The sequence below is a fragment of the Eubacterium sp. CAG:161 genome, from assembly GCF_000432355.1.
Taxonomy (GTDB): Bacteria; Bacillota; Clostridia; order Lachnospirales; family Lachnospiraceae; genus Eubacterium_G; species Eubacterium_G segne.
On sequence record NZ_HF991871.1, the window covers coordinates 266,796 to 268,271 of the forward strand.

The window sequence follows — 1,476 nt, forward strand, 5'->3', positions numbered from 1 at the left end:
CGAAATAATAATACCAGCCATTATATTTTTCTCCGCCTGACAATTTTTCATATTTTATGTCATAGCTACCCTCTCCTGATATATTGTAATCTTCTATTTCAAATGAAGTAATTTTTTGATTAGAGATAATAGGTAATTCATATGCTAAATAATTTCCATTTACCATAAGAGTGTTATTTTTTACAATATCACCACCATACACCTGCAATTCTTCCTTTTCGCTGTTGCATCCACTTAAGCCTAATAACGCTAAAATAATGCAAACAACAATCAGTTTTCTCTTAAAGATTTGTTTCATTTTCACCTGCTCCTATCAATTATTCCTGTATAAGTTTTGATACTTATAAATCTTTCATTTTCACCGGAAAATACATTGCGTATCCCGGTTGACCAACTACTGTATTATAAGCAAAAACAAATGGTTTGTAAATCCTAAACTAATAAAAAAACACGATTGCCAACAATAATTTGCAACCGTGTTAGAAGACTATAACCCCAAATAGATAATCTTAAATTTCCATAAAACGTTATCCTTTTATCTTTGATTTACTTTTCCATTCCCGATACTTTTTTCTCAACATCCCCACAACATAAATAATTAATGTCGTAACTATTATAATAAAAAATAATATCCTTGTTTCCTTGTCGTACTCCAAACTCAATATAGATAAATACACGGTTATCCAATGATTAACCTCCGGATCTGGATGAACTACATATGAAGTACCAAAAAATGCACCTATAATTAAATGTACTCCAAATAAAATAATCATAAATTGCAGTACACCTGTTTTTTGACTTTTTTTGCGATAATAACAGCTAGTACAACTGCTATTATTATTGCAACACAAAACACATTTTCCTCTTGTGAAACTGGATCAAAGTATTCACAAACCCAACTCATTTCTTCTGCAGTCTCCACTCGTGAATACAGTATGTCAGAAACATAATATAAAATTCCTATTACCATCATATATATACAGTTAAAAATACATATAAATGCTACCGAAAACATACCGTCATTCTTAAAATACCTATCCACTGCCACGAAACCTACGCTTAGTATTAATGCCCCTGCTATCATTACAAATATGTTTTCAATTAAAATGAACCCTGCCAGCGAACCAAATATCCCACCATTATAAACCGAGCACACTTTTTGGACTGTTTTAGGAGACATTTTACATGACTTAACCAACAAAAACCCCCCAAAAAAAACAAAAGAAGTTTAAACGGCATCATAATTGTTCTATCATACATAATTGTTAAAATACGACTAACACTCCTCATATTAACCTCCCCTAAAAATTAATGTTGTAACATTTGCAATGATTTTTATTGTTATATGACTTGCCCATTTGTAGAATATCGTACCCGTTATATGTATACTTTTTGTATCCTGCGTTCGCTAATCCATTTTCTTAAATACACGCCTATAAACCAAAAAGAACACACAGCCTCTTGTGCAAGCTTTGA

General features: G+C 31.4%; 3 protein-coding genes. All 3 read right to left on the minus strand.

Annotated features, from left to right (window positions below; all coding sequences use genetic code 11):
• Window positions 1-298, minus strand: a 298-nt coding sequence (locus Q5O30_RS07820; RefSeq protein WP_302674643.1) for a hypothetical protein, incomplete at its 3' end; no start/stop codon positions are given.
• A 248-nt stretch (window positions 299-546) separates the two neighbouring features.
• Entirely contained in the window at window positions 547-687 is a 141-nt protein-coding gene (locus tag Q5O30_RS07825; RefSeq protein ID WP_186840369.1) for a hypothetical protein, read from the minus strand.
• Window positions 688-769: 82 nt separating this feature from the next.
• The gene (locus Q5O30_RS07830) at window positions 770-1,201 is read right to left on the minus strand and encodes a hypothetical protein (protein ID WP_302674644.1); all 432 of its coding nucleotides are present in this window, start codon (window positions 1,199-1,201) and stop codon (window positions 770-772) included.
• Between the last annotated feature and the right edge of the window lie 275 nt (window positions 1,202-1,476).